General features: G+C 51.2%; 22 protein-coding genes. 8 read left to right on the top strand and 14 right to left on the bottom strand.

The window, feature by feature from the left end; genetic code table 11:
* Nucleotides 1-11: 11 nt before the first annotated feature.
* Together ACJAZW_RS05385 and leuC are read right to left on the bottom strand one after the other, a co-directional pair.
* On the bottom strand, nt 12-581 hold the full coding sequence (locus ACJAZW_RS05385) for a DUF998 domain-containing protein (RefSeq protein ID WP_415155853.1): 570 nt from the start codon (nt 579-581) through the stop codon (nt 12-14).
* 306 nt (nt 582-887) lie between these two features.
* Nucleotides 888-2,291, bottom strand: coding sequence for a 3-isopropylmalate dehydratase large subunit (leuC, locus tag ACJAZW_RS05390; protein WP_415155854.1), 1,404 nt, complete (start codon nt 2,289-2,291; stop codon nt 888-890).
* Between the two features lie 232 nt (nt 2,292-2,523).
* On the opposite strand from leuC, the gene ACJAZW_RS05395 reads away from it, so the two are divergent.
* Nucleotides 2,524-7,278, top strand: a complete 4,755-nt coding sequence (locus ACJAZW_RS05395) for an NAD-glutamate dehydrogenase (RefSeq protein ID WP_415155855.1) — start codon at nt 2,524-2,526, stop codon at nt 7,276-7,278.
* 137 nt (nt 7,279-7,415) lie between these two features.
* Nucleotides 7,416-8,789: an MFS transporter gene (locus ACJAZW_RS05400; RefSeq protein WP_415155856.1), complete on the top strand. Its 1,374-nt coding sequence runs from the start codon at nt 7,416-7,418 to the stop codon at nt 8,787-8,789.
* 40 nt (nt 8,790-8,829) lie between these two features.
* On the opposite strand, the gene ppa is transcribed toward ACJAZW_RS05400, so the two are convergent.
* The gene (gene ppa / locus ACJAZW_RS05405) at nt 8,830-9,363 is read right to left on the bottom strand and encodes an inorganic diphosphatase (protein WP_415155857.1); all 534 of its coding nucleotides are present in this window, start codon (nt 9,361-9,363) and stop codon (nt 8,830-8,832) included.
* 123 nt (nt 9,364-9,486) lie between these two features.
* Here ppa and ACJAZW_RS05410 point away from each other — a divergent pair, with 123 nt between their 5' ends.
* Nucleotides 9,487-10,038: a hypothetical protein gene (locus tag ACJAZW_RS05410; RefSeq protein ID WP_415155858.1), complete on the top strand. Its 552-nt coding sequence runs from the start codon at nt 9,487-9,489 to the stop codon at nt 10,036-10,038.
* A 1,314-nt stretch (nt 10,039-11,352) separates the two neighbouring features.
* Here ACJAZW_RS05410 and purH read toward each other — a convergent pair.
* The 4 genes from purH to htpX all read right to left on the bottom strand — a co-directional run bounded on the left by purH (nt 11,353) and on the right by htpX (nt 17,069).
* Nucleotides 11,353-12,927 carry a bifunctional phosphoribosylaminoimidazolecarboxamide formyltransferase/IMP cyclohydrolase gene (purH, locus tag ACJAZW_RS05415; RefSeq protein ID WP_415155859.1) on the bottom strand — a complete coding sequence of 525 codons (1,575 nt, stop codon included), beginning with the start codon at nt 12,925-12,927 and terminating at the stop codon, nt 11,353-11,355.
* 118 nt (nt 12,928-13,045) lie between these two features.
* On the bottom strand, nt 13,046-14,692 hold the full coding sequence (locus tag ACJAZW_RS05420; protein WP_415155860.1) for a heparinase II/III family protein: 1,647 nt from the start codon (nt 14,690-14,692) through the stop codon (nt 13,046-13,048).
* A gap of 82 nt (nt 14,693-14,774) precedes the next feature.
* Complete coding sequence (locus tag ACJAZW_RS05425) at nt 14,775-16,079, bottom strand: RsmB/NOP family class I SAM-dependent RNA methyltransferase (RefSeq protein WP_415155861.1); 1,305 nt, start codon at nt 16,077-16,079, stop codon at nt 14,775-14,777.
* 18 nt (nt 16,080-16,097) lie between these two features.
* Nucleotides 16,098-17,069 carry a zinc metalloprotease HtpX gene (htpX, locus tag ACJAZW_RS05430; protein ID WP_415155862.1) on the bottom strand — a complete coding sequence of 324 codons (972 nt, stop codon included), beginning with the start codon at nt 17,067-17,069 and terminating at the stop codon, nt 16,098-16,100.
* Between the two features lie 106 nt (nt 17,070-17,175).
* Here htpX and ACJAZW_RS05435 point away from each other — a divergent pair, with 106 nt between their 5' ends.
* Nucleotides 17,176-17,370 carry a DUF1674 domain-containing protein gene (locus ACJAZW_RS05435; RefSeq protein ID WP_415155863.1) on the top strand — a complete coding sequence of 65 codons (195 nt, stop codon included), beginning with the start codon at nt 17,176-17,178 and terminating at the stop codon, nt 17,368-17,370.
* A gap of 67 nt (nt 17,371-17,437) precedes the next feature.
* Here the strand turns inward: ACJAZW_RS05435 and ACJAZW_RS05440 are convergent, their stop codons facing one another.
* Genes ACJAZW_RS05440 through tsaD form a run of 5 tightly spaced genes read right to left on the bottom strand, consistent with a single transcriptional unit; the run spans nt 17,438 to nt 20,706 of the window.
* On the bottom strand, nt 17,438-17,866 hold the full coding sequence (locus ACJAZW_RS05440) for a DUF1761 domain-containing protein (RefSeq protein WP_415155864.1): 429 nt from the start codon (nt 17,864-17,866) through the stop codon (nt 17,438-17,440).
* 60 nt (nt 17,867-17,926) lie between these two features.
* Nucleotides 17,927-18,343: an EVE domain-containing protein gene (locus ACJAZW_RS05445; RefSeq protein ID WP_415155865.1), complete on the bottom strand. Its 417-nt coding sequence runs from the start codon at nt 18,341-18,343 to the stop codon at nt 17,927-17,929.
* On the bottom strand, nt 18,343-18,639 hold the full coding sequence (locus tag ACJAZW_RS05450; protein WP_415155866.1) for a YciI family protein: 297 nt from the start codon (nt 18,637-18,639) through the stop codon (nt 18,343-18,345). The genes ACJAZW_RS05445 and ACJAZW_RS05450 overlap by 1 nt, the downstream gene beginning before the upstream one ends.
* 8 nt (nt 18,640-18,647) lie before the next feature.
* On the bottom strand, nt 18,648-19,637 hold the full coding sequence (locus tag ACJAZW_RS05455) for an NAD(P)H-dependent glycerol-3-phosphate dehydrogenase (protein ID WP_415155867.1): 990 nt from the start codon (nt 19,635-19,637) through the stop codon (nt 18,648-18,650).
* Entirely contained in the window at nt 19,630-20,706 is a 1,077-nt protein-coding gene (gene tsaD, locus ACJAZW_RS05460) for a tRNA (adenosine(37)-N6)-threonylcarbamoyltransferase complex transferase subunit TsaD (protein WP_415155868.1), read from the bottom strand. Before tsaD ends, ACJAZW_RS05455 begins: the two co-directional genes overlap by 8 nt.
* A 64-nt stretch (nt 20,707-20,770) precedes the next feature.
* Here tsaD and hemC point away from each other — a divergent pair, with 64 nt between their 5' ends.
* The 4 genes from hemC to ACJAZW_RS05480 are packed head-to-tail and all read left to right on the top strand — an operon-like array spanning nt 20,771 to nt 25,292.
* Nucleotides 20,771-21,721, top strand: a complete 951-nt coding sequence (gene hemC / locus ACJAZW_RS05465) for a hydroxymethylbilane synthase (protein WP_415155869.1) — start codon at nt 20,771-20,773, stop codon at nt 21,719-21,721.
* Nucleotides 21,721-22,452, top strand: coding sequence for a uroporphyrinogen-III synthase (locus ACJAZW_RS05470; RefSeq protein WP_415155870.1), 732 nt, complete (start codon nt 21,721-21,723; stop codon nt 22,450-22,452). Before hemC ends, ACJAZW_RS05470 begins: the two co-directional genes overlap by 1 nt.
* Before the next feature lie 51 nt (nt 22,453-22,503).
* The gene (locus ACJAZW_RS05475) at nt 22,504-23,889 is read left to right on the top strand and encodes a COG4223 family protein (protein ID WP_415155871.1); all 1,386 of its coding nucleotides are present in this window, start codon (nt 22,504-22,506) and stop codon (nt 23,887-23,889) included.
* Nucleotides 23,886-25,292, top strand: coding sequence for a heme biosynthesis protein HemY (locus ACJAZW_RS05480; RefSeq protein ID WP_415155872.1), 1,407 nt, complete (start codon nt 23,886-23,888; stop codon nt 25,290-25,292). The genes ACJAZW_RS05475 and ACJAZW_RS05480 overlap by 4 nt, the downstream gene beginning before the upstream one ends.
* Before the next feature lie 144 nt (nt 25,293-25,436).
* Here ACJAZW_RS05480 and ACJAZW_RS05485 read toward each other — a convergent pair whose 3' ends face one another.
* Nucleotides 25,437-26,039 (bottom strand): hypothetical protein, encoded by a 603-nt coding sequence (locus tag ACJAZW_RS05485; RefSeq protein ID WP_415155873.1) that lies wholly within the window; start codon nt 26,037-26,039, stop codon nt 25,437-25,439.
* Nucleotides 26,040-26,065: 26 nt separating this feature from the next.
* Nucleotides 26,066-26,794 carry a deiodinase-like protein gene (locus tag ACJAZW_RS05490; protein ID WP_415155874.1) on the bottom strand — a complete coding sequence of 243 codons (729 nt, stop codon included), beginning with the start codon at nt 26,792-26,794 and terminating at the stop codon, nt 26,066-26,068.
* Nucleotides 26,795-26,860: the final 66 nt, after the last annotated feature.

Genomic DNA, 26,860 nt, shown 5'->3' on the forward strand with positions numbered 1-26,860 from the left:
GCCATCAACCTTCAGGCCCGTTTTGGATGAAAAAAACACGCGAGCCAAGCAAGGCTGGCGATCAGGGCAAGACGTTCAAAAACACCGGCAAATTGTGGCAAAAGCACTGTCAGCGGGGCGGTCGCTAAAACAATCACGATAACGGTTGCGTTAATGGTTTTACTTCGCCAATCCAAATGGTGGAAAAAGCGCATGCCAATGCCCACAACCAGCGACAAACCAGCAAATACAAAAAAGAAACCATGCCAATTCGCCAAAGGGGCGGCGAAAAAGTTTTTGGGGTCAATAGAACGTTGATTAAACGCTACGGCACCGATCAGGCAAAGACCGAAAATGATGAACGCAATATAATCGCGGCGACGCTTCACCACCATTTGTAACGCATCAAAAAAAACGCCAAAGCCTAGGCTGACATAACCAACCCGCATGATCCATGCATTTGGCATTTGTTGCCCAGCAAGTTCACCAGTTGTGTGCTGCACCCAATCATAGTCCGAATGCGTAAAAAATGGTGCAATCAACGCCGCAACAACGAAAATGCATATCCCAAATAGGCTCCAGCTTCGGTCGATTTGCACCATCCGCTAGCCCCCCAAAATCGCACCAAACATCGGCGCTATTTCACACATATGTTCACAATTAAATCTGTGAATTGTCAAGTGCACCGGGCGTTCAGCCGTCCATTGAAACAACAATAAAACAAAACAAACCGAACATGCCTGATCACGATAGGTGGACGTCACCCCATGTTGAAAACGTCAAATGGATCAAAATTATTAGAACAATTCATCTGCCCCGACCAGCACACAAGTGCCCGCCAAAAGCGGACCACAGCAAGGCAAAATCAGTTGAAAAAACCGATCTCGCCTTGATCATCTTACTGTTGTTTAGAGGTCGCGGACATCCACAAAGTGGCCAGCAATTGCTGCAGCCGCAGCCATAACAGGGCTGACCAAATGGGTCCGGCCCTTAAAGCCCTGACGCCCCTCAAAATTACGGTTTGATGTGGAAGCGCACCGCTCTTCTGGTTTCAACTTATCCGCGTTCATAGCCAAACACATCGAACAACCCGGTTCACGCCACTCACAGCCTGCGTCAATAAAGATTTTATCAAGTCCCTCAGCCTCTGCCTGCGCTTTGACAATACCAGAACCCGGCACAATCATCGCGCTAACAGTGGACGCAATCTTTTTGCCTTTGAACACTTCCGCAGCAGCCCGGAAATCTTCGATCCGACCATTGGTGCAAGACCCGATAAATATCCGGTCGATCGTAATGTCTGTAATTTTGGTGCCCGGCTTAAGGCCCATATAATCAAGCGCCCGCCATTTCGACGCCCGCGTGTTCTCGTTTTCTATATCGTCCGGATTTGGCACCACCCCGGTTACAGCAACAACATCCTCAGGCGAGGAACCCCACGTCACAATCGGCGTCAAGTTTGCGGCATCAAGCACGATTTCTTTATCAAACACAGCGCCATCGTCGGTGACAAGCGTTGCCCAATAGGCTTTTGCCATCTCAAATGCGTCACCTTTTGGTGCCCGCGGTTTGTCTTGAATATAGTCAAATGTCTTTTGGTCCGGCGCAATCAAACCGGCGCGCGCACCGCCTTCAATTGACATGTTGCAAACCGTCATTCGACCTTCCATCGACAAAGCCTCAATCGCTTCACCAGCATATTCGATCACATGCCCCGTGCCGCCTGCCGTACCGATTTCGCCAATAATTGCCAAAACAATATCTTTGGCCGTCACGCCAGCCGGCAATTTGCCATTAACGGTCACGCGCATATTTTTCGCTTTTGACTGAATAAGCGTTTGAGTGGCCAGCACATGCTCAACTTCTGAGGTGCCAATGCCGTGCGCCAAAGCGCCAAATGCACCATGGGTTGAAGTGTGGCTATCCCCACAGACAATGGTCATGCCCGGCAGCGTAAAGCCCTGCTCCGGGCCAACGATGTGCACCACACCCTGGCGATGATCCAGTTCGTCAAAATATTCCACATCAAAATCTTTGGCATTTTGCGCCAAAGTATCGACCTGCAATTTGCTGTCAGGATCATCGATGCCGTGCGAGCGATCAGTGGTTGGCACATTGTGGTCAACCACGGCCAAAGTACGCTGCGGCGCGCGCACTTTGCGGCCGGCCATACGCAGGCCTTCAAATGCTTGCGGACTGGTCACTTCGTGCACTAAATGACGGTCAATATAAAGCAGGCTGGTGCCGTCTTCATTATTGCTCACCAAGTGATCATCCCAGATCTTGTCATAGATTGTGCGTGCGGTCGTCATTTTATGTGTTTTCTCGCGAGGGCTTAAGTCAAAAGGAAAATGTTCGATCTATATATCTAAAACCCTAGGGAAACCGGGTCAAGGCTAACGCTCAAAGATCAGTTCGCCAATGGCGTCACTGCACACCAGCCAAATAAGACCAATGGCTGGAAATTACAGACCATTTCCTACTTCATTTATTTACCATCAAGGATTAGGCTCCCCCTATGTCATCACCAAAAGGGGCCACACGATGGCGCAGGTTCAAACCTCACACAAAGCGCAATTGGTTGCAGCAGCACATGGGCTGGGCACCACAGAGAAAAGTTTCGCAAATTTTCTCACCCATCTCATAAATTCAATCGATGAAGCAGACTTAAGCCATTATAATCGCGATGAATTTCTTGAAATTGCTCGCCAGTCATATCTCCATTTGGGCAAGCGACAATCGCAAGAACATTCGGTTACAGTCACGCCGCTGAACGACAAATACAACACCCATATCCTGGACGTCTTCAATGAAGACATGCCGTTCATTGTTGATTCGGGTTTGGCTGCCATTCGCGCGACCGGTGCCGACATCCGCCTATTTGCGCACCCTGTGCTGCCCATCAAGCTGAATGGAGACCAAATCGAAGTTCTGGAGAAATTCGAAGATGGCGCAACTACAGAAAGCCTGTTGCACGTTCACTTTGACCCAGGACTTGATCCAAATACACTTGAGGCCATTCACACAGAAGTAAACAATGTGCTCGTACATGTGCGCCGGGCAGTTGTGGGCTGGCGTCCGATGCTGGAAAAATTGGGCGATGTGGTCCGCAATTATCGCAATAACCCGCCAAAGGTCGACGAAGCCGTATTGTCTGAAAGCATGCATTTTTTGGGGTGGCTTGCCGACCATAATTTCACGTTTTTGGGCATGCGCGAATACCAATTTTCAGAAGTTGATGGCAAACCGCATCTTGAGCCCATTCCAGGAAGCGGCCTTGGAATTCTATCTGATCCAAATTTTTTCTTCCTTCGGCATGGCCAAGACTATGTGGAAATGACCGCGCAACATGCGGATTTTTTGACAAAGTCAGACCCACTAATGGTCACCAAAGCCAACATAAAATCTGTGGTGCACCGCCGGGTCCACATGGACTATATCGGCATAAAGCAGTTCAACGAAGATGGCTCCGTTGCCGGGGAATTGCGCATTATCGGCTTGTTTACATCAATGTCATTGGCCACACCCCATACAGAAGTGCCGCTATTGCGCCGCAAAGTAATGGGGGTTATGCGCCGCTCTGGTCACAATCCAAATTCCCACTCTGGCAAGGCGTTGATGAACGCGCTCGACAATTATCCGCGCGAAGAACTATTTCAGATCGACGAAGACTTGTTGTTTGAATTTGCCACAACAATTTCGGCTTTGGCAGATCGCCCACGAGTGCGCGTATTGCCCCGCATCGATCCCTTTGACAATTTCGTGTCGATCATCATGTTTATGGCGCGGGATCGCTATAACTCGCAGCTGCGCGAACAGGTTGGTGACTACCTCGCTAAGCAATATGACGCGCGCGTTTCCACCTACTATCCCAACTTCCCCGAAGGCGAATTGGTTTCGGTGCATTTCATTCTCGGCCGCAACGGTGGCGCAACACCACGCCCAAGCCGTGAAGAACTTGAAACCTACATCACCGAGCTGACTTTTAGTTATGGTGATCGCTTGTTGGCCGCCGCGAATGAACCGCGTGCCGTTATTGATTATGCGAACGCGTTTACCAACGCCTATCAAGAAAAATACGACCATGGGGAAGCGTTAAAAGACATTGAGCAATTCCAATTGCTCATGGACGACAAGCAGATCGCTGTACGGTTGAGTAAGCATGCGCGGCGCGAAGGCGCGTATTCGCTCAAACTCTACCACCGCTCCACAGCCATCCCGCTAAGCGCGCGGGTGCCAATGCTGGAATATTTCGGTTTCAAAGTCATCAATGAACGCACATATACGGTCACGCCTGTGGGTACTGATGAACGTGTGATGCATGACATGACGATCAAAGCCCCTGGGGTTAAACAGGATTTGACGCAAGTCGACAATGTCATTGAACGGGCGCTCAAAGCCGTGTGGTACAAAGATGCCGAAAATGATGGCTACAATAAACTCACCGTGCGCGCAGCCATGGAATGGGACGATGTCTCCATCGTAAGGGCGCTTGGTCGGTACCTCAAGCAAACCAATATCACCTATTCACAACGCTATATGTGGGACACGTTGGCCAAGCACCCCGATGTGGCCCAAGCCATTGTGGATTTGTTCCATGTGCGTCATGCACCTGATTTTGTTGGCGACCGCACCAGTGTTCAAACAAATGCACGCGAAACGATTGCCACCGCGTTACAAGCAATCACCTCGTTAGATGATGACACCATCGTACGTAGATATGTAAATTTGGTGGATTCAAGCCTAAGAACAAATTTCTTCCAACGGGTAGACAACAAACGCCGCCCGGCGCTCGCCATAAAATATGACGCCTCAAAAGTCGATGGCTTACCCGAGCCACGTCCTTATCGCGAAATCCATGTCTACAGCCCTCGGGTTGAGGGGGTGCATTTGCGCGGCGGCATGATCGCGCGTGGTGGCTTGCGTTGGTCCGACCGTCCTGAAGATTTCCGCACGGAGGTTTTGGGGTTGGTCAAAGCACAAATGGTGAAAAATGCAGTGATTGTACCCGTTGGGGCAAAGGGCGGGTTTGTGCCCAAACAAATCCCAACAAACGCAACCCGTGAACAATTTATCGCTGAGGGCACAGAAGCTTACAAAATTTTCATCGGGTCACTACTTGATATCACGGACAATTTGGATGGCGACAAAGTCATCCCGCCAAAAGATGTGACGCGCATTGATGGGGACGACTCATATCTGGTTGTTGCCGCCGACAAAGGCACAGCAACATTCTCAGATACGGCCAACACCATTTCCGATGAGCGCGGTTTCTGGCTGTCGGATGCTTTTGCCTCGGGTGGTTCGGTCGGCTATGACCACAAAAAAATGGGCATCACTGCCCGTGGCGGTTGGGAAGCGGTAAAACGCCACTTCCGTGAATTGGACCGCAACATACAGACCGAACCGTTTACAGCGGTGGGCGTCGGGGATATGTCCGGCGACGTGTTTGGCAACGGTATGCTCTTGTCAAAAGCCACCAAACTAATTGCCGCTTTTGATCACCGCGATATTTTTATTGATCCAAATCCTGACCCTCAGACCACTTGGGTTGAGCGCAAGCGGATATTTGATATGGGTCGCTCGAGCTGGCAAGATTACGACCAATCACTATTGTCAGCCGGTGGTGCGATCTATCCGCGTACGTCAAAATCGATCAAACTTTCACCTGAAGCAGTTGAGGCATTGGGTCTTGAAAAAGACCAGGTGACGCCAAACGAATTGATGCGCGCGATTCTTGTCTCAAAAGTTGATCTATTGTGGTTTGGCGGCATTGGCACCTATGTGCGGGCCAGTACTGAAAGCGATGCTGAAGCTGGCGACCGTGCAAACGATGCAATTCGTATTACCGGTTCAGAAATTGGCGCGAAAGTCCTCGGGGAGGGCGCCAACCTTGGCATCACCCAATTGGGCCGGGTTGAGTTTGCGCGCCATGGCGGTCGCATCAACACCGACGCCATTGACAATTCTGCGGGTGTAAATTCATCAGATTTGGAAGTGAACATCAAAATTGCCCTTGGCACATTGGTGCGCGACGGCACATTCACCTACGAGCAACGCAATAGCTTCTTGGCACAAATGACCAACGAAGTTGCCGAACTTTGTTTGCGCAACAACTATTTGCAAACACTGGCCCTGTCATTAGCCGAGCGGCGTCAGCTCAGCGATTTACCATATCACGCTGACTTCATGAAAGCATTGGAAACGGCGGGCAAACTAAACCGCAAGGTTGAGTATTTACCCAAGCACGTGGAGCTAATGGAGCGCGAAGCCCAAGGCAATGGGCTCTATCGACCCGAATTGGCGGTCATTCTCGCCTATTCAAAAAACACGCTCTACGCCGAGCTGTTGGAAAGCGAAGTCCCCGACGATCCTTATTTGGGCAAGGAACTGTTCCGCTACTTCCCGGATCAATTGGCAGAAGTGCATCCTGGCACAATCAAAAATCACCGCTTGCGGCGCGAAGTGATCGCCACGGTTTTGTGTAACGCCATGATCAACCGCGGGGGGCCTGATTTCGTGCATCGTATCTCCGCAGCAACGGGTGCGGATGCCTCTCAGGTCGCCGCAGCTTACGCGGCAGCAAGAGACAGCTTTGGCTTAACAGACATGAATTTAGCGATTGATGACTTGGACACAAAAATGAAGGGCGATACACAACTTGAGCTTTACGATGAGTTGCGCACCCTATTGTTGCAACAAACCGCATGGTTCTTGCGCAACGTCAATTTTGCCGACGGCATATCAACTGTTGTAGATACCTACTCAAAAGGCATTGAGACCATTCGTTCGATGCTTGATCAGGTGCTGCCCGCTTTTGTTGCAAAGTCAGTCTCTGACCAAGCACAAGGCTTTAAAGATGGTGGCACACCCGAAGAATTGGCCAAACGGATCGCACAATTATCAGCGCTCACCCTTACAACAGAAGTGGTGTTGATCAGTGAACGTGTCAAAATCCCGATCCAGGATGCTGCTAAGACCTATTTTGCAGTTCTTGAAACCTTCCAACTTGGACGCATCACCGAGCAAGTGCACACCATCGAAGTGAAAGACTATTATGATCGGATGGCGCTTGATCGGGCGATTGCCAACTTGATGCGTGCACAGCGCGATATCACATTGGATGTCTTAAGCTTTGACAGCTCAGATGTGGAAACCGGTCTCGCCGCTTGGCATGAAGCTCGTCGTGACGACATTGAACGCAGCCGTGAAATGGTGGCCAATATCACCGAAAGCACGCTGAGCGTTTCACGACTTTCAGTGGCCGCCGGTCTGTTGTCCGATTTGGCCCGCGGCTAATTTCGACCTGAATAATTCAAACATCGGCCTCGGCAAGTCTTTTGCCGAGGCTTTTTGATATCACTCTCATCCACAGGCCCTATTCCCCAATCCCAGAATGCCCATTAAGGTGACCGACATATTTTGAGGGGAAGAAAATGATTGGCGCAACAATAGGGCAAACAGAGCAACCAGCAGGCGCATCAAAAAAGGCGCGAGTGAGTTGGATGTTCTTTGACTGGGCGGCGCAACCGTTCCATACGGTCATTCTTACCTTTATATTTGGACCCTATTTTGCCCAGCATTTGGCCGCCAGCGGTGCACAAGCGCAAACCTCTTGGGGTTGGGCCGTTGCCATTGGCGGACTAATCATTGCATTCCTCGCGCCCATTTTGGGTGCCATTTCAGATGCCACCGGTCCGCGAAAACCCTATATCGCTTTGTTTTCGGTTCTGGCGGTTGCGGGCGCAACTTCGCTGTTTTTTGCGGTGCCGGGTACACAGAACGCGGTGATGATTGCTCTGGTTGGTCTCGTGGTGGCGATGATCGGCTTTGAATTCGCCGCCATCTTTAACAATGCGATGATGCCAGATTTGGTATCGCGAAAAGAACTGGGAGAACTGTCCGGCAATGGCTGGGCGCTTGGATATGTTGGCGGCGTAACATCGCTGGTTTTCATATTGGCGTTCATGGCAACCAGCGACGCAGAAACCGGCAAAACCCTGTTGGGATTTGACCCCCTATTTGGCCTCGATGGAAAGTCGTTTGAAGGGGACCGCGCAACAGGGCCGTTCACGGCCATCTGGTATTTGGTGTTTGTGCTGCCACTATTTTTGTTCGTGCCAGACGCAAAAAACCGCCAAGCCACCAAAAATGCAGTGTCGCTGGCTTTGCACAAACTCATGGCGACGCTGAAAACCCTGCCGGAGCGCCAAAGTTATTTCGCGTTTCTGCTTTCTTCGCTTTTCTATCGTGATGGGCTAAATGCCCTATATGCATTTGGCGGCATTTATGCGGCTGGGGTTTTGGGCCTCAGCGTCACCCAAGTGGGCATTTTCGGCATCATCGCGGCGGTTGCCGGTGCACTAGGGGCATTCATTGGCGGCAAAATGGACAAAAAATTCGGCCCGAAGCCCGTGGTCGCCATCTCTTGCCTCGTCCTCGTGCTAGCGTGTCTTTTGGTGGTGTCCACCACACCAAATTACATCCTATTCGTCATACCAGTGGATGCACAAAGCAGCGTCCCACTGCTCACTTTTTATATCGCTGGCACATTAATCGGCGCGTTTGGCGGCTCGATTCAAGCAGCGTCGCGGACATTGTTGGTCCACCAGGTGCGGCCGAGTGAAGTCACCGAAGCCTTTGGCCTTTATGCTTTTTCCGGTCGCGCAACAGCATTTATTGGCCCGATCGCTGTGGCCATCGCCACCGGGTGGTCTGGCTCCCAACAAATCGGCATCTCGCCGATTGTGGTGTTGATGCTGATGGGCCTGGCCGGGCTTTATTTCGTCAAACAAAAAGGGTCAGCATAACGCCGACCCCTCAAACTCTTGGCGTCAAAGCAAAAAGCAATTAGCCTTGTTTATTGTGCAATGCAATGCTGTCCAAGATGATTTTCTTGGCCACTTCTATACCTTTAATACCTTCAATCTTTGCCCATTTTCCCGGCTCAAGATCTTTATAGTGCGTGAAGAAGTGCACGACTTTAGCCACTTCAATTTCAGGCATGTCGGTAATGTCTTTGATATTTTCATAGGACTTGGTGAGCTTTGAAATCGGCAGCGCCAGCAGCTTCTCGTCCATACCGCCATCATCTTCCATGATCAAAACGCCAATCGGGCGACATTTAATCACTGCACCGGGCATAATGGGGCGTGAATTCATCACCACGACGTCCAACGGATCACCATCGCCGCAAAGCGTGTTTGGCACAAAACCATAATTGCCCGGATAGCGCATCGGGGTGTGCAAAAAACGATCAACAAAAATCGCACCGCTCTCTTTGTCAAACTCATACTTAATCGGCTCGCCGCCAATCGGCACTTCGATCACAACATTGATTTCCTCAGGTGGGTTTTTGCCCGCACCAATTGCATTGAGATCCATCAATCTGCTCCCTTGTGATGAACATTGTAATTTTCGCCAGCACTAATGCCTAGCCGCTGCGCTGAATGCAAGCCATAATGCCGCTAATATGTTTAAATCATCCGTTCGGGAGGAAAAACCGCCATGCACAAAACATTTTTTGCGGCAATTTTGGTTAATCTTACTTTTTTCGCGCTATTGAGTACGGGGGCGTTGGCACAGACAAATGACAGTGTTTACACAAAACTCGACCTCGACAATGAGTGCTCAATCATTCAAGCGGATGATTTTGGAGCGACCCTTGCCTGCCCAGGCTATCGCGGTTATCCGGTAATGGTTGCCGAAGGCGACTTGCGCATGTTTGTTAGCTATGGCCTTGATTCACTCAATGAGCGTGCGGCCGAGCAAACCCTTTCTGCATTCAACACCATTGGGGAAACGCTTGAATGGCGTCTCGCCAACCGGGCCACAGGCTGGACACCAATCGCGACCATCCTGCGGTTCTTTACGGAAGACGGCATGGGTGACAAACAGCAATATTTGATTGTAACCAAGGTAAAATTGGGCGAGACGTGCCAAGTTGCACGCATCAATGCCAGTAAGTACAAAAACGCCAATCAAATTGCGCGCGATGTCGCCGACACAATGGCTGAAGGTTTTAATTGCGCCAATGAACCTATTGTTTGGGCTGAATAGAAAACCTGCAAACCCTAAACCCAAGATTGACCCCAGATCAGCCCGCGCGGCGTGAGTGCCACTTGACTGTCCGGGGAAGCCAAAAGGAAATATAGCTTGGGGATGCCGAAAGGCAAATTCGATTTATCCCCACAGGGCATTCCCGGCCTTCGAGCCGGGACCTAAAGCAACCCCTCTGGCTGTCCCGAACCTGATCCGGGACCAACTTTTACAGCCCCCCACCCTTAATCCCTCCCCCTGGTGGGGAGGGAGGTGGGTCTTGCGCGTCGCCAAACAGTGCCCAACTCCTGCGCCATCCTCCACCGTTATACTCCGGCTTGACCCGGGGACCGAGCAAAGAGCGACCCACAAATCCTAGCACTTTTTGAACTTTGACAGTCAGACCTTAATCACCGTTCTGACGGAGAGAACGGACGTGGGGTATGGCAAGGTCTAATCTCCCTCCCCCAGGTGGGGAGGGAGATGGGTCTTGCGCGTCGCCAAGCGGTACCCAATTCCTGCGCCATCCTCCACCGTTATACCCAAGCTTACCCGGGGACCGAGCAAAGAGCGAAACACAAATTCTAGCACTTTTTGAACTTTGCCATTCAGACCTTAATCACCGTTCTGACGTAGAGAACGGACATGGGGCATGGTCTAGTCTCCCTCCCCCTGGTGGGGAGGGAGGTGGGTCTTGCGCGTCGCCAAACAGTGCCCAACTCCTGCGCCATCCTCCACCGTTATACCCAAGCTTACCCGGGTACCCAGTAAGGAGCGAACCACAAATTCTAGCACTTTTTGAACTTTGCCATTCAGACCTTGATCACCGTTCTGACGGAGAGAACGGACGTGGGGTATGGTCTAGTCTCCCTCCCCCTGGTGGGGAGGGAGGTGGGTCTTGCGCGTCGCCAAACAGTAGCCAATTCCTGCGCCATCCTCCACCGTTATACCCAAGCTTACCCGGGTACCCAGTAAGGAGCGAACCACAAATTCTAGCACTTTTTGAACTTTGACAGTCAGACCTTGATCACCGTTCTGACAGGGAGAACGGACGTGGGGTATGGCAAGGTCTAATCTCCCTCCCCCTGGTGGGGAGGGATTAAGGGTGGGGGGCTTTACATCATCGCATGAGGCCCCGCATCCGGTGCGGGGCGGTACAAAGGGCGTGTTTTACAAAGAAAACCTGCAAACCCTAAACCCAAGATTGACCCCGGATCAGCCTGCATGGCGCGCGCGCCACTTAGTCGTCCGGGGATGCCGCAGCGGATGTGTTTATCCCCACTTGGCCGTCCCGGACTTGATCCGGGACCAAAATCAATAGACAGCAAAAAGGGCTTAGTGCCGGAAATGGCGCATACCCGTATAGATCATCGCAATGCCCGCTTCGTCTGCCGCAGCGATCACTTCATCGTCGCGAATGGACCCACCGGGTTGAATAACCGCCGTTGCACCCGCTTCCACTGCTGCAATCAAACCGTCTGCAAATGGGAAAAACGCATCCGAGGCGACAACGGAGCCTTGCGTTAACGCGCCCTTCTGCTTCATCGCCTTTGCAGCATCTTTTGATTTTCGGTGTGCTGTGCGCGAAGAATCGACACGGCTCATCTGCCCCGCGCCAATACCAACGGTTGCCCCATCTTTGACGTAGATAATCGCATTGGATTTTACATGCTTGGCAACAATTGCCGCAATTTTGAGATCGACCAGTTCCTGCGCTGTGGGTTGACGCTTAGTCACCACTTTTAATTCACAATCTTCAACGCTTTTATTATCGCGTGTTTGAACCAGCAGGCCACCCGTGACAGATTTCACGGTCAAACCTTCTGCCTTGGTATTGGTCAATCCACCAGTTAACAAAAGCCGCAAATTCTTTTTGGTTTCAAAAATAGCCATCGCCTGCGGCGTGGCACTTGGCGCAATAATCACTTCGGTAAAAACCAAAATGATTTTCTCAGCTACTTCTGCATCAATCTCGCGGTTCAACGCCACGATGCCGCCAAAAGCCGAAACCGGATCACAACGCAGGGCTTTCTCATAGGCCTCAAGCAAGTTTTCACCCAACCCCACGCCAGACGGGTTCGCATGCTTGATGATGGCAACTGCTGCGTGTTCTTTTGGATTAAACTCACTGACCAATTCAAACGCCGCGTCAGTGTCACTCACATTGTTGTACGACAGCGCTTTGCCTTGGATCTGTTCGGCCGTCGCAACACCAACACTATCTGATCCATCCGTGTAGAACGCGCCCCACTGATGCGGATTTTCGCCATAACGCATGACCTGATCAAGCTTGCCAGAAAAACTGCGATAGGGAATTTCGTCAAATTCCAGCGTTTGTGCGAACCAGTTCGAAATCGCAGCGTCATAGGCTGCAGTGCGCGCATAGGCTTTTGCCGCAAAACGCTGCCGAGACTTTAACGGCACTTCGCCGTTCGCCTGCAACTCTTCGACAACTTTATCGTAATCATCAGGGTCAACAATCACCGTCACCGACGCGTGGTTTTTCGCCGCCGCGCGGATCATAGCCGGCCCGCCAATATCGATATTTTCGATCACCGTATCGTAATCAGCGCCAGATTTCACCGTCGCCACAAATGGATAAAGGTTGGATACCAACATATCAATGTTCGAGATTTGGTGGATGCGCATCGCGCTTTTATGGCTATCGCTGTCGCGCCGACCCAACAATCCACCATGAATTTTGGGGTGCAAAGTCTTGACCCGACCGTCCATAATTTCTGGAAAACCGGTCACCTCTGCCACATCAATCACGGGAATTTTTTCATCTTCCAGCATTTTTTTGGTGCCCCCGGTGGAGATCAACTCAATGCCATGAGCAACCAAATGACGGGCGAAATCGGCAAGGCCGGTTTTATCTGAAACCGAAAGTAGGGCACGTTTGAGGGGCACGGTAAGCTCACCTTTTGTTGGGTCCAAAAAGCGCCAGAGGCGCTAATGGCGCTTCGCTAGCACGATATTTTTTAAAAAGAAACCACATGACATCGCTTTTTGTGACCCAAACTGGCGATTAGGTGCGCGGCATAAAGGTCCAAACAACTTCACTATGCGCAACAACATTGCCGCTCAGCACAATTTGCTGAATGGGTTCAAGTCCCTTATGCGCGGAATAACGTACGCTTCTTTCAATGAGCGCACCCGCACCTTCCCAGATAAACGCCCAAATCGCGCCAGAGCGCAATTTCAATTCAATTTGGTTTGAACCCTCATTCAAGGTCGCTTCAACCCCAGAACCCAAATGAAAACGCAGCAAGAATTGGTCTGGTGCGTTTTTATGGCTCATATCGCAGCGGATAATATCTTGGCCCAACAGTGCATCGCCATCTTGTGCCAGAATGTTGAGGCTGCGCTCGTGGGTTAGTCCGGTTAGAACTTCAAAACCCTTATTGACAATGTCGACGCGCATTTCGCGCAAGTCAATCTTTGGCATTGCGGTGCGATTTGCCCGCATATGCTGCTGCAAAAGCGTATTTGATTTAAATGGAAAAGCACCGCGATAGTCAATTTCAAGGCTAGAATGAGACGCGGGCAACAAAAACAGGTCCGCATCTGCGCCCAATGCGGTTGGGCCCGGTCCACAATTACTCACGATTAAATCGTTGCGAAAACTATATTCAAAACTAGCACCGCCAGCGAACAATCCTTGCCGGAAGTCATCTCCAAGTTCGGCACCACCATCGACAATCAGTTTAGATTCCGCCCCCAGCAGCGCACCATATCCACCAATCTGCTCACCTTGGTCAATTTCAAGATTGTTGTTTGCCCGCGATTGTACCGCCAACAGCATTTCATGTGGCACCGAGCGCGCATTGTTGAAAAACGACAATTCGCCTGTGGAATGCATCAAAAGGGCCAAACTGTGGTGCATTTTGTCCAACACTGTCGCAAATACCTTGGAGGCATCCGGCAAAACAGGTGTTACCGCATGCCGCACCGGTATCATTTCCAAAAGCAACAAAAACTGCATTTCGCCGTTCCGACTGCGGTGCAAACCTTGCGCGTCTATCTGTCGTTCCAAGGACAATAAGGTCCGCTCGAGCAGTTGAGAAACCTCTTCCTTGGAATATTGCAATGCCACCGCAGCCCCAAGCAACGCCAATCGCATCAACAATCGGCATGCGGGATCGGCCTCAAAATTTATCCGCACACGCAAGCTTTTAACCTGTTCAGCTAAACTGAGTTCCACAACCGCGCGCCGCCCATCGTTCAATCCAAAGCACAGTTGATCAAAATGCTTGACCCAGTTGAGTATGCGCAGCGCCGTGAGTTTATTTTCCCAAACTTTTTTTGAAAAGCGACCATAGCGCGACACCCAATCCATTGCCAGCGTTCCGGCAAATCTTTTGGATCCCTCATCCTGCACCGCAGAAAAGTGGCGCAGCCACGAAAAACTGTGCAGCTCGTCAAACCACTCGTCACTTGCATAATCAACAGCAAATGGGGTCGTGCCACCAGTATCGACAAGTCGTTGCGCGAGCAGATATTGGCCAATCATCATGTCAGCAACGTTATAAGCGTCGGCTGGCCGAATTTCCAAAAGCTTATGTTTTACATTTCCTCTGCCAGGGGCCGACCACGTCCAGCGGAAAACTGGGCTTGTAACAAACCCGTCCGCAATGGCCCCCAATGTACGACGCAAAAATGGTCCGCCTGACACGTAATTATATTCCTCAAGTCTATGAATTAGGATAGCACGGCCGCAACCGATTCACACTTAGTGAAAACAATTGCAATCGAATTTATTTGATACGGCGCAATCTAGCGGCAAAAAAGCCATCCATTCCAGTACCATTTTGCGGCGCTGACATGCTGGGCAATGTCCGCACATATCCGCCTGCAAGGATAGGATCAGTCCAGTTTTCCAGCTCTTTTTGAATCACCGGCACCACTTCAAACTCGGGGTGGATTTTCAAAAATGCCGCAACCTGCACCTCGCCTTCTTCAGGCTCCAAAGAACATGTGCAAAACACCAATTGCCCGCCCACATTCACAAGATGCGCCGCATTTATTAGCATTTCTTTTTGCAACTGCGCACGCTGTTTGATGTCTTTTTCGCGGCGGTGCCACAAGACTTCAGGATGTCGACGATACGTCCCCGTTGCACTACACGGCGCATCCAACACCACCAAATCATATTGTGTTTCAGCGCTAAGGTTGGTCGCATCCGCTTCAATGAGCGTCGCGTTGAGCTTTAAGCGATCAAGGTTTTCTTTCACCCGTTCAAGCCGTTTGCCATCCAAATCAACAGCGGTCACCTCAGCGCCGCTTGCCGCCAGTTGCGCTGTTTTTCCGCCAGGCGCGGCGCAAATATCCAACACTTTTTGCCCAGGTTGCGGGTTCGCCAGATAAACCGGCAATGTTGAGGCCAAATCCTGTATCCACCATTGGCCGTCAACAAAACCTGGCAATTCCTCAACCGAAACGTCACGGTCTTCAAGGCGATAGCTCGCCCCCAAATTTTTGACTGCGCCCATTTTATTGAATAACTCAGTTTGGTCTTGGTCAGGTCGCCCCGTTATATCCAGAGGAACCGGAGCCAACAAGGCGTCGAGCATACCCAGCGCCGCCGTTTCACCATAATGCTTTTCCCAACGGGTAAAAACCCAAGCCGGTACCAAATCTTTTGGGTCAAGGTCATCAACAGAAAATCCACGCTGCACATTGCGCAGCGCCGCATTCGCCAATTTTGCAAATCTGCCGGCACGACGATCCTTTTTGATGACTTCCACCGCCAAATGAATAGCCGCGTGTTGCCCCATGTCAGGCAAAAACAGCAATTGGGCAATTCCGGACCGCAAAGCGGCCTCAAAAATTCCCGCCCGCTTGGGTATGCCTTTTTCAAGCACTGAAGAAAGAATTCGGCTGATCTGACCATGCCGCCGCAAACTCACGGTAACCAATTTGTTCGCCAGCGCCCGATCACGAGAATCTGAAATCTCGCGCGCCCCAAAAGGCACAAATGGGGCACCGGTTAGAACTGTTTGCAATCGTTGTGCGGCCGCGCGCCGAATATCAAACCCTGTGGCTTGAGAATGTCTACTCATCTGCGTTCCTAGAATTGCTTAGCCCCAAGGGCCTTTGGGCTGGTTTCGATCAGAAACGTGGCTATTTGGTGTCCGCCACCCACCCCGCTTTGGTTGAGGGTGGTGCAAGAAACGTCCAATGTCACTTTGTTGGCGTTCTTCTACCTGCATTTGCTTAGACAATTCAAGCAATGCTGCAATTCGGTTTTCAACATTTGGATGGGTGGAGAACATATTATCCGCCCCACGCCCCGCTAACGGGTTGATAATAAACAGATGCGCCATGCCCGGCGACCGACGTGCAAATGGATTCTCAAAATTCTTTGCCAGTTTGGATATCTTCTTAAGCGCCCGCGCCAAAGCCAATGGATTGCCACAAATTTGCGCCCCATCCTTATCCGCCTCATATTCGCGGGTGCGGCTGACCGCCATTTGCACCATCAAGGCCGCCAACGGCGCAACAACAATCATCACAATCGAAGCAACAGGCCCAAGCGGGCTATTGGTGTTGCGCGCGCCAAAAAACAGACCAAACTGCGCTAGCATGGAAATCGCCCCGGCAAAAGTAGCAGTTATGGTCATCGTTAGGGTATCGCGAGAACGAATATGCGCCATTTCGTGGGCGATTACCGCACCGATTTCATCATATTCAAGATGGTTTAATAGCCCACTGGACACCGCAACGGCTGCGTTTTCAGGATTGCGACCAGTGGCAAAGGCATTGGGTTGCTTGTTTTGTATAAGATAGAGTTTTGGCATGGGGATACCTGCGCGTCGCGCCAAACCTTCAACCATATCAAACAGATCAGGACTATCACGCCAGCTAAGTTCTCTCGCCCGCTGCATCCGCAACACCATCTTGTCCGAATTCCAATAGGCAATCAGGTTGGTCACGAGCGCTAAAGCCAACGCAAAAAACATCCCAAAACTGCCCGCAACCACAAACCCGACAGCCATAAACAGCCCAGTCATCACCGCGAGCAAGAACGTTGTTCTTATTGCATTGAACATGCAAAACTCCTATTTCACTCCTTAATGATACAGATGGTATTCAAAAGTAGCCCTGACAAGGGTCAAATTTGATGCAACATTGCAAACCATAAAAGGCGACCAGAAAATGGCCAAAACCGACCCAAACGCCAAGCGCCCTGACCCCAAGATCGCCCAACAGGCGCTTGAAGAGGCCAAGGCCCGTCGTGCAGAGATCGACAATGTCACCAACAACGCCCCGCGTGAAATCAATGGCAAAGAGGGCCCGGACCCGGCCCGCTATGGCGATTGGGAAAACAAAGGCATTGCCAGCGATTTTTGATCGCACAAAAATACCGCCCCAGCAGAACCGGAGCGGCAATAAAGTTTTAAAACGACGAACGCTTAGACTACGCCAGCAAGCCCAAAACAACGCCCTGCACGATCATAATACCCAGCAAATACCCACCATCGATCAAGGTCAACGACAGTTTTTGACCTTGGTAGGCGTGGTTTAAAATCATGCCGGTCATCAAAAATCCAAACCACATATGCGCGCCAACAAGCACGGCATCCAAAATTTGAACGTCAACAGCGCTCGTATCTATAATGGCGCGCGTCAGCAGCAACAAGAAATAGGCCATAATTAACTGGCAAATGCCCGCAATGATAAATGGCTTTGGCGACCCTTTACCGTCTGGCATCAGGTCTTCTTTGGTCTTGCCCAGCGCGGTCATCCACTGCTTGCCAAGTACCGTGTACCAGCCCATGCCCAGCGCCATGCTCGCAATCGTTGCCAGCACAATTGCCAGCCAATTTATATCTGCAAAGTGACCCATATCCCCAAACTCCCTTTTGCTTCTGTCAATGATTTATCGCTCACAAGCGATACGCCCAAACTATGCCACCACACCACCCAACTTGCAAATAATCTGCCACTCTTTCTCGGTAACAGGTTGAACAGAAAGTCGCGAATTATTGACCAATACCATGTCGCCTAAATCCGGGTGCACCTTGATATCGTCCAGCGTAATTGGTGTAACGAACGGTTTCACCGCCTCAATGTCAACGCACTCCCAACGCGGATCGTCTGTTTTACTATCTTGATGACTTTCTGCGGCGACGCGGACGATGCCAACGATGCTTTTTTCTTTGATGGAATGATAAAAGAACCCAAGATCGCCAACTTTCATCAATCGCATATTGTTGCGCGCTTGATAGTTACGTACGCCGTCCCACTCTTCGGGCGCACCCTTTTTCACCTGGTCGTCCCAGCCCCACGTGTTCGGCTCGCTTTTAAACAACCAATAAGCCATTACGCACCCGCCTTTTCTGGGGCATTTACCGCCCACATCCACTCGGTTACCCCGACAGACTCAAAAACCCCCTGGGTCACATATGGGTCTGCTTCCGCGTAAGTGCGCGCGGCAACGATCGTTGGCGCTTCAATGATGATCAAGCTGCCCGACGGGTTGCCATTTTCATCCAGATACGGACCCGCCAATTTTAGATCAGCGCCCAAATCACCCCAATAGGATAAGTGAGCCGCGCGGGTACTTTTACGTTTTTCCAATGCATCGGGCCGGTCGCGCCCAGAAATCACAAAATACATATTCTCTCCTATTCAGATCGCAATGGCCGCGCCATCAATTTTGACACCAACACATCAATCGTTACCTTGCCATCAAGTAACGCATTGACCGCCCCAATGATTGGCACATCCACGCCGTTTTGATGCGCCAGTTTAAAACCAACTGGCGTTGAAAACACCCCCTCAGCAAGCTTCGCACCACTGTCCAATATCTGTTGCACCGTTTCACCGGCACCCAAGCGAAAACCGAATTCGTAATTGCGCGATTCGCGCGCGGTACAGCTCATGGTGAGATCGCCAAGTCCCGCAAGCCCATTTAGCGTGGCCGCGGAACCACCCAATGCGTCGACCAAGCGGCCCATTTCCGCAAACCCACGTGCAATCAGCGAAGAGCGCGCAGAAAAACCAAGCCCAGCCCCTTCAACGGCGCCTGCACCCAGCGCATAAATGTTCTTCAATGCCCCGGCCAATTCGACGCCGATCAAATCATCACTGGAATAGGGTCTGAATGTGGGGCCAGCGAGCAGATCAACAATCTCGCGGGCTTGTTGAAGTGTTGGCCCGGCCAACGTAACCGCCGTGGGTTTGGACTGCGCCACATCAATTGCAAAACTTGGACCCGACAGCGAAAACGACACTGCCTCTGGCACCAACTCAGCCACGATCTCACTTTGGCGCATTAGAGTGTCTTGTTCGAGGCCTTTGGCGCACAGCACAAGGTTCTTGCCGGCCAATTTTTCAGGCCCAATATCCAATATCGCTTGCCGTGTCGCTTGGGCAGGCACCACGATCAAAGTCGTTTGCGTCGCCTCAATGCCAGCATAGCCGACCTGCGCCACAACATTTGAGTTCACTTGGGCTAAGTCTGGAAACTGCGGGTTAGTGTGGTGATTGTTGATTTGATCAACAATAGTTTTATCACGCCCGCACAACCGTACCTTACAACCGCCAATCGCCGCCGTATGCGCCAAAGCCACGCCCCATGCACCTGCGCCAACAACAAATATATCTTTAGTCATGCGCCGCCCTCAATTTCATATCTTCACTGTCTAATGGCCAACGTGGTCGCGCTGCAAAACTGGAATTGTCGATTTGGCCGCGCACCAAACGCTCGGCCCCAGCCCACGCAATCATTGCCCCGTTATCGGTGCACAAATTCATCGGTGGCACAATCAATTCCGCGCCATATTGTTCAGTCACGCTTTGCAAGGCAGCGCCAATTTTTTGGTTTGCCGCTACGCCGCCAGCAACCACCAACCGAATGGGTTCACCAGCAAGCTCGTCCGCAAAACGTTCCAGCGCTTGCCCACACCGCTTTTCCAGAACAGCCACAACAGCTGTTTGAAAGCTCGCGCAAATATCCGCCACATCCTGATCAGACAATGGTGCGGCAGCTTCGGCAGCCAACCGGACAGCGGTTTTTAACCCGGAAAAAGAAAAATCCAGCCGCTTTTCCTTCAGTAAAGGTCGTGGGAACTTAAAGCGTTTCGGATCGCCCTTTTTTGCCCATTCTTCAACTTGCGGCCCGCCGGGAAAACCAAGATTGAGCATTTTTGCAACCTTGTCGAACGCTTCCCCGAGCGCATCATCAATTGTGGTGCCCCAGCGTTCATAGTCTCCAACATCGCGCACCAGCACAAATTGGCTGTGTCCACCAGAAACCAGCAACAGCAAAAACGGAAATTCAACATTATTGGTCAATCGTGCAGTTAGCGCATGACCTTCCAAGTGATTGACCGCAATCAAGGGCTTATGGGTTGCTTTGGCAATCGCCTTGGCGGTCGTTAGCCCCACCAACACCCCGCCGATCAAACCCGGCCCTGCGGTTGCGGCCACGCCGTCCAAATCTTTGTAGCTAAGGTTTGCCGCTTCAAACGACTGTGCGACGATATGATCCAACCATTGCACATGGGAACGGGCAGCGATTTCGGGTACCACACCACCAAAGGCCTTGTGCTCATCCAATTGGGTGCGCACAATATTGGATAATATCTGCCCGCGACCATCTGCGCTGCGCACAACAATCGCCGCGGCGGTTTCATCGCAGCTGGTTTCAATGCCAAGAATGATGGTAGTTGCTTGCGACATAGACCGTCTTTGGTTAAGCCCTATAGTGACAGTTCGCTATTGCCTACATCAAGTGGAAAGCCCATTGCAAACAAATCAACACAATAAGCCATTTTTACGTATCGGCACCCGTGGTTCTTTGCTCGCCCTCGCCCAAGCAAAACTGGTACAAAGTAAGCTCACAAAGTTCCACTCTGTGGACACCAAAGAGATCGTGATTGAGGTCATCAAAACCTCTGGCGATATTATCCAAGATCGCCCATTGTCCGAAGTCGGCGGCAAGGGCCTGTTCACCAAAGAAATCGAAATGGCATTGCTTGAGGACCGTATCGATATTGGCGTGCACTCCGCAAAAGATGTCGCCACCCAATTGCCAGACGGCTTGGGCCTATATGCATTCTTAAAACGCGAAGATGTGCGCGACGCCTTTGTATCCCTAAATTACAAATCAATCGACGACCTGCCCGAGGGGGCTGTGTTTGGCACATCTTCCTTGCGCCGAGCCGCGCAAATGTTGCGCAAACGCCCAGACCTCAACATTGTTGAGTTTCGCGGCAATGTGCAAACCCGGATGAAAAAGCTTGAAACAGGCGTCGCCGATGCAACATTGCTGGCTTATGCTGGTTTAAGACGGCTCAACCAAACCCATATCGCCAAGCAATTGATCGACCCCACCATTTTCATGCCCGCCCCCGCGCAAGGTGCGATTGCCATTGAAACCCGAACAGGCGACACCCGCACCCGCGAACTGATCGCCCAGCTTAACCACGCCGGCACCGCCGCCGCTTTGGTGGCCGAACGCCACTTTTTGCATGGCCTCGACGGGTCCTGCCGGACCCCAATTGGGGCGCACACCGAGATTGACGGCGATGACATGAAGGTCATCGGTCAACTCCTGTCAATCGATGGACAAACCGCTTTTGAGGGCGAAGTAACAGGACATGTTGCTGATTGCGCACAAATCGGCCAGCATTTGGCAGAGATTTTGCGCCAACAAGCGGGTGAAAAATTCCTTGAAAGCTTTGAGGTGAGGTAATGAGCGGCAAAATTCTATTGGTCACACGCCCCTTCCCCGGCGGTCAAAAAACCGTCGCGTCCCTGATCGATATGGGGCATCAACCAATGGCCGCGCCGCTCTTTTCCAAACGCATTTTGCCGTTTGATGTGCCTTCGCCGCACAATATGGTGGCGACAATTTTTACATCTGCCAACGCCGTAAAATCTGTACTATCAACCGAGCTTGAAATCGGCCATCAACTGTTACCTTGTTTTACCGTCGGCGATACGACAGCCCAGGTGGCTGAAAATAATGGCTTTCACAACGTCATCAATACCAAAGGCGACGTGCAAGACCTGATCGCCATGATCAAAAAAATGGGGCTTGGCGGCACCTATTTTTACCCCTGCGCGATCGATCGAAAACCAGACATTGAGAATGCATTTGCTGGGACCGAAGTTACGATTGAAGTGACCCCCGTCTACGAAATGATCGCCGCCAAAACGCTGCCCAACCCGGTGATCAAACAACTTAAAGAAGGCGTGATTGATGACGTTTTGCTGTATTCACAAAGAGCCGCAGAACATTTTGTCGCGCTTTGCCGGGATAACCAAATTGATATTTCAATATTGAATTTCATTTGTTTGTCGCCATCTATTTGGCACACATTACAAACATCTGGCGCGCAATTTGGGCGCTTTGCCGATCAACCCAATGAAAATGCACTTTTTGCACAAATTGACATTTTGTCTGATGGCAAATCAGCCTAACTAGGCTTAAAATAGTTTGGCCCCATCTTTGCGGCACAAGGGATAATATTTATGGCAGATGACAAGCAAAAAGGCCCTGTAAAGCCTCCAATTATCGATGCGAAGCCCACAGCCAAAACCGCCAACGAAAAACCATCTGTTGCACCAAGCGCAAAGCCAGCCGCAGCAAAGCTGTCAACGACTAAGCGCAGCGCACCATCAGGCGTACCAAAGCCACAGGCCCCTTCCACAACAGCAAAATCGACCAAGCCCGACCAACCCCAATCCGGCCGCGCTTTTACCCCCCCAATTGTGGCAAGCCTGATTGGTGTAACTCTGTTGGGCGCGGCCCTTGGCACCGGCGCCACCAGCTTCATGGCATTCAATGGCATTGCCCCGTTTGAAAAAGGCGTGCCCAGTGTGCGTTTCAGCACAAGCATGGAAGCCCTGCAAAAACGGGTTTACGACCTAGAAAATGCACCAAAATCGGATCTGAGTTCCTTTGTTACCCAAGAACAGTTGGATACTTTAAGCACTAGTGACGCGGTGAACACGCTCAACGCGCAGCTCAATATATTGGCTGACAGAATCAACACTATTGAATCAGAATTGCCGGCCACCAGCGCAAGTGATTTACCAATCGACAATCCATTCGTTGATCCAGCACTTCTAACGCAGTTGCAAAGTGAAATTGCGGGCGTGAAGGCGTCCATTTTGGAACTGTCTCCGGACAATACTCAAGCGCTAGAAGCACAATTCGAGCAGAATCAAAAGCTCGAGGCAACAATTGCAAAAGTGACTACGCTTGCCCTCAATCAAAATTTGAACGTGGCGTCATTGAATGACCTAAAAATACAAATCGCAAAACTATCGCAAGCCCTAACCGCACTCACAACCAAAGTTGATGCGCAGCCCGCACCTGTAACTTTGCCGACTTCGACAAACTTGCCGTTGATCCTCAATGCATGGGGCGATGCGATCAGCTCCGGTGCGCCGTTCGACAATTATTTAACCACCGCACAAACAATCCTACCAGATTTGCAGTCAACAGATGCGCAGAACATGGCAGCAAGCACTGGTGTTACGACCAGCGCCGCCTTGCACAGTGAATTTGTTGAATTGATACCAGCTTTGATAAGTTCGGATGCAAACTTGCCAGCCGATGCCGCGTGGTATGACAAGTTGATCGCACAAGCAAAATCCGCTATTGGCCTGCGCCCGCTTGATCAATCTGGTAACGATCCGCTGGCAATCGTCGCGCGTGTAGAGATAGCGCTTGAGCAAGGCGACTTGACCGCTGCATCTGGTGCATTTGATCAATTGCCCGCTGATTTGCTGGTTACGGCAAGTGAGTTTGGCGACAGACTTAATTCGACAAAGCAGGCAAGCGCTTTGTTAGACCAAGCCAAAAAACTGACACTCCAACTCGCTACCGCCGACCAAGGAGCTACTCAATGATCCGGATGTTCCTTGTCGTCGCCCTTTCGCTTGCCGTTGCCCTTGGGGCAAGCTGGATCATTGCGCTGCCCGGCAACGTCACGGTTGAAGCATTTGGTTATCAAATGCGCCCAGGCCTTGGCTTGACCATTTTTGGTCTGATCCTGTTGATGCTGCTCACCATTGTCGTCTGGGCAATCTTGCGCCGCATCTTTGGTATTCCTGCCCTGTTTTCCCGCGCCGCCGCCAACCGAAAGCACAATCGTGGGGTGGATGCACTGTCCAATGCCATCATTGCTTTGCAAACAGGTGACCCAGCTCGCGCCAAACAACTTGCCCGCGAAGCCCGTGTAAAACTGGGCGGCAACAGCGCCGCCCAATTGCTTGAAGCACAAGCCAGCGTGAAACTTGGCGACTGGAATGACGCACGTGACCAATATCGCGAAATGATCGCCAACCCAGACACAGCGATTGCCGCCCTATCCGGGCTGTACGAACAAGCGCGCCACCAGGGCCGCAATGATACCGCGCTAAAATTCGCACAAAAAGCCATCACCCTTGCGCCAAAACTTGATTGGGCAAACGACGCTGTTTTCAATGACCTCACCAAGAACGAGCGATTTGAAGAAGCGCTTGAACATTTAACGAATATGCCAACAAGCCGCGCCGACCGCGCCAAAATCAAACGCATGGACGGCATATTGCGCACCGCAATTGCCAAACAGATTGAAGAAACTGATCCAGACAAAGCCATTCAATTCGCCAATGATGCCCTCAAACGCATCCCCGAATTCGTGCCTGCGGCCCTAATCGCTGCACGGATATATATCAACCGCGGTGAGGCGCGCAAAGCATCCGGCTTGCTGCGGCGCGTTTGGCGTGCTGATCCGCATCCCCATGTGGCAATGCTTTACGCCAACGCCCAACCCGGCGCGTCGGCAGTTGAGCGCCTCAAACGCACCAAAAGCCTTGTGTCCGAAGTCACCAACAATATTGACGCGCAAATTGTTTTGGCCACAGCCGCTATCGAGGCCCACGAATGGGATTTGGCCCGCGCTGCGCTGAGCCATTTGATCGACATCAACCCAACGCAATCCACTTGCGCGCTAATGGCGCAAATTGAGCAGGGCCAAACTGGCGATCAAGGCAAAGCCCGCGCCTGGCTTGGCAAGGCCATTTCCGCGCAACCAGACCTCACTTGGATTGCGGATGGTATCAGCGCCAATGAGTGGGAAGCAACGTCGCCACTCACCGGAAAACTCGACATGTTTGAATGGAAAGCGCCGCAGCGCACAATGTCAAAATCAAGCGCCGCGACGTCGCTGCCGCGCGATGAAACGGCTCAGCCAGCTACTATTTCCACTGTCCAAACCGCCGCCATTGAGCAACCATTGGATAAAACCAACCAGAATGGCAACATATAGACGCCAAACGCTGATGCAATCCCGCCCATCTCATATTGGACGCGACCTGCGGTCTAACATATATTGGGGATTTGGCGGCGGCATCTGCCTGAATATGAGCCGCACATCTTGCAACAGCTATCGCTGCGCCATTCAGTCCAGACCCTAGTGAAATTCACGCAATTCAATGGCCGCAAGTGCACGGGTAATGCCACGTAACTGAAATCGAGTTTCTGTCCAGCCATCGTGCAACACACGCAGTCGGTTGCCCTTTTTCATTGCCGCTACAAGACGGGCGTTGAGCGATGGGTCCGTAACCGAAAAAGTCTGTGCAACATTATACCCTTCCGGGCTTCCCGCCTGCCAATCATCATTTTTGAGTTGAAACACTTCCCCATCAATTGACAACGTCATCGGTCCTTTGGGCACATTAGGAAGTAGGGTGGAAAAAATTTCCAACGTGTAAATTAAAGCATTGTTTGCATCATAATTTTGTTGGATCGCCAAACGTGTGTTCCCAAAAACACCCTTTGCTGGCGCAACAAGATTGCCATCCGAATTTGCGTCTGGCCCAATCCCATTTTGGATGATCCGACAATTTTGAAAACCTTGCTGATCGCACACAGCCAAAAAATCGCCAAAATAGGCGCGCATTTCCCCAAAAGGATGCAAAAACCATTTCGCCTCAATCGAAGCGCTATAGGCCATGCTGGGCAACAAACCAAACATCACCACGATAACCATAAATGTGTGTCGCAATATGCCCATTTTCATCCCCCTCAAAACACCAGCCATTAACAATCACTATCTGGGCGAATTTGAGGCTCCCGGTTTAACAGCAACAAAAAATTGCGGCGAATAAGGTTCTTCCAGATCAGCATGGGCAGGCCCTTGAGAAAGTCCCCAACCGAGCCCTTGCCACTTGCACGCAAGGTTTTGATCACAATGTCTAGGCGTGCAGGCCGGAAATAGCTTTTTACATGTGCAGGTTTGCCGCTAAGCAACAATTCAATCGCTCGCCCCGTAGCCGTGGGGATGTTCCAGTCTGAGCGAAACACAACACACCCGTTTTTGTTGATGATAAACACCGCGTTCGGATAAGATCCATAAGCACTATGCACCGTGCCTTCAACATCATCGACCAAAATACGCCGCCCCTCCCCGTCGTTCACGAGCTTATTCGCGCGGGCTTTTTTCTCAACGAAATCCTTGTGTGCGCCAATGCTACTGCCTGGGTGTGCCTCGCGCACATAAAGCACTGCGAAACTGACTTTGGGATACTGTTTGATTAAACCGGACATGCCACCCCGCCGCCCCTGAAATAGCGGACAAGTAATCGACCCCATCTCCAACACCAAAAACTCACCCTCAAAATCTAGGGTCTGGACTGAATTGAGAAAAGGTCTGGATTGGGTGCAAAATAGACTGATTTGAGGAGAGAAACGAAAGCGATTTTCATATCGGTGAGGCTTTTCGACGCTGAAGCTGCCTGTTTTGCATCCAACCCGAAAGGCAGCATTCAATTTTGCCAGTTTGTCGTTGAAATATCCTCATTGACAGCAAGTCAATTCGGCCGATTTCGCCTAAAT

It is taken from the genome of Maritalea sp. (assembly GCF_047634455.1).
Classification (GTDB): domain Bacteria; phylum Pseudomonadota; class Alphaproteobacteria; order Rhizobiales; family Devosiaceae; genus Maritalea.

Coding starts and splice junctions, on each gene's coding strand:
- tsaD (WP_415155868.1), bottom strand. CDS start 20,706: ATGTCGCAAGCAACTACCATCATTCTTGGCATTGAAACCAGCTGCGAT.
- ACJAZW_RS05410 (WP_415155858.1), top strand. CDS start 9,487: ATGCACAAAACATTTTTTGCGGCAATTTTGGTTAATCTTACTTTTTTC.
- ACJAZW_RS05455 (WP_415155867.1), bottom strand. CDS start 19,637: ATGACTAAAGATATATTTGTTGTTGGCGCAGGTGCATGGGGCGTGGCT.
- ACJAZW_RS05480 (WP_415155872.1), top strand. CDS start 23,886: ATGATCCGGATGTTCCTTGTCGTCGCCCTTTCGCTTGCCGTTGCCCTT.
- ACJAZW_RS05400 (WP_415155856.1), top strand. CDS start 7,416: ATGATTGGCGCAACAATAGGGCAAACAGAGCAACCAGCAGGCGCATCA.
- ACJAZW_RS05450 (WP_415155866.1), bottom strand. CDS start 18,639: ATGTATTTTGTGATTTCTGGGCGCGACCGGCCCGATGCATTGGAAAAA.
- ACJAZW_RS05385 (WP_415155853.1), bottom strand. CDS start 581: ATGGTGCAAATCGACCGAAGCTGGAGCCTATTTGGGATATGCATTTTC.
- leuC (WP_415155854.1), bottom strand. CDS start 2,291: ATGACGACCGCACGCACAATCTATGACAAGATCTGGGATGATCACTTG.
- ACJAZW_RS05475 (WP_415155871.1), top strand. CDS start 22,504: ATGGCAGATGACAAGCAAAAAGGCCCTGTAAAGCCTCCAATTATCGAT.
- ACJAZW_RS05445 (WP_415155865.1), bottom strand. CDS start 18,343: ATGGCTTATTGGTTGTTTAAAAGCGAGCCGAACACGTGGGGCTGGGAC.
- ACJAZW_RS05395 (WP_415155855.1), top strand. CDS start 2,524: ATGGCGCAGGTTCAAACCTCACACAAAGCGCAATTGGTTGCAGCAGCA.
- htpX (WP_415155862.1), bottom strand. CDS start 17,069: ATGTTCAATGCAATAAGAACAACGTTCTTGCTCGCGGTGATGACTGGG.
- ACJAZW_RS05425 (WP_415155861.1), bottom strand. CDS start 16,079: ATGAGTAGACATTCTCAAGCCACAGGGTTTGATATTCGGCGCGCGGCC.
- ppa (WP_415155857.1), bottom strand. CDS start 9,363: ATGGATCTCAATGCAATTGGTGCGGGCAAAAACCCACCTGAGGAAATC.
- ACJAZW_RS05440 (WP_415155864.1), bottom strand. CDS start 17,866: ATGGGTCACTTTGCAGATATAAATTGGCTGGCAATTGTGCTGGCAACG.
- ACJAZW_RS05435 (WP_415155863.1), top strand. CDS start 17,176: ATGGCCAAAACCGACCCAAACGCCAAGCGCCCTGACCCCAAGATCGCC.
- ACJAZW_RS05485 (WP_415155873.1), bottom strand. CDS start 26,039: ATGGGCATATTGCGACACACATTTATGGTTATCGTGGTGATGTTTGGT.
- ACJAZW_RS05470 (WP_415155870.1), top strand. CDS start 21,721: ATGAGCGGCAAAATTCTATTGGTCACACGCCCCTTCCCCGGCGGTCAA.